The 1,252-nt window shown below is 37.4% G+C and carries 1 protein-coding gene; it reads right to left on the reverse strand.

Annotated features, from left to right (window positions below; translation table 11 throughout):
* On the reverse strand, positions 1-1,131 hold a 1,131-nt coding region (gene mobQ, locus ACPUEY_RS14000; protein WP_425122455.1), incomplete at its 3' end, for a MobQ family relaxase.
* Between the last annotated feature and the right edge of the window lie 121 nt (positions 1,132-1,252).

Here is a 1,252-nt window from a genome sequence, read left to right on the forward strand (position 1 = left end):
TTTTGCAAAAGACTTTTTAGGCTGGAGCAGCTGATTTTCTTCTGTCCATTTATTTAAATGATCAGAATATCTCTCTTTTTTTTCTATTTCACTAAGACCAGAAATATGCTTTTGGATGTCTAGTTGGGTGTTGTGTTGGTCGATCAGGTCATTTATTTGATTGATCCATTTTGTTTTAAAAAATAAAGGCTCTTTTTTGCGTAGTTCTGATATTGCAGAACTCATCGTGTCTAATTTTGTTGTTAATTTTGATAATTCTTCATTTTGGAATTCATAAAGTTTCTGAGAAGTTTTTTCTGAATACTCAGCTTGAGAGTATTGAAACTGAAGCTCACTTCGTACTTTTTGAACAAGATCCTCAGATACTTTGATGTTTTCATCCAGTGCGATGACCTTTTTGATTTTTAAATTACGTAGCTTAATTTCATCATTTTTCAGACTAATTTCTGTAAATATCCCTCGTCTCCGGAGGTATGTCGCTTGAGGACCTTCGTGCTGAGTTGCTTCTAGGTCACTTTCCTGGTCTTCATAACTTCTGTGATCGACACGTTCATCAAATCCATTTTGTTCCAGGTGATGATTGCATAACTCTGCAAATGATTCTCTCCAGTGGCTTACAGTTTCTGTGCCATTGTCACGACTGAAGTCCCTATATTTTTTTGCTGAAAAGCCACCCTGCTCATTAATACTTCGGGTTGTGAACATGATGTGTGCATGGTAGTTGCGTTCATCACTTCCACTGTCTGTATGAGGTGCATGAATAGCAGCATCAACGATGACACCGTATTTTTTAACGAGGTTTCGGCAAAGTTCATTGAGCATATTTTCACGCTGTTCAGCGTTTAACTCACTGGGAAATGCAATCTCAAACTCTCTTGCAAGTAATGCATCTTTTCTACGTTCAACCTTTTCGACTTCATTCCAAAGTGTTTGGCGCTTGAGTAACTCAGTATTTGTATTTTCAGGTGCATAGATTTTTGTAAATTCGACACCAGTTTTTCTTGTGTAGTCTTGTTCTTTTCCATAAAAATCGCATACCAATTTTTCACTTGAACGATATGCAGCACAAGCAACGGCCGATCGTCCATTACCTCTACTAATCGTTTTAACTGAAAAATGATATATCGCCATTTTGCTTTTGCTCTTTATTTCGATTTATCGAAATTACCAACATGTATATGTTGGTCAGGGGATTACAAAGGGGATTTACCCCTTGTCGCACCATTGGATGAAATCCAATGGCTAAGTGCGC

Source organism: Acinetobacter sp. G11, from assembly GCF_049808495.1.
In the GTDB taxonomy this organism is placed as follows: Bacteria; Pseudomonadota; Gammaproteobacteria; order Pseudomonadales; family Moraxellaceae; genus Acinetobacter; species Acinetobacter kookii.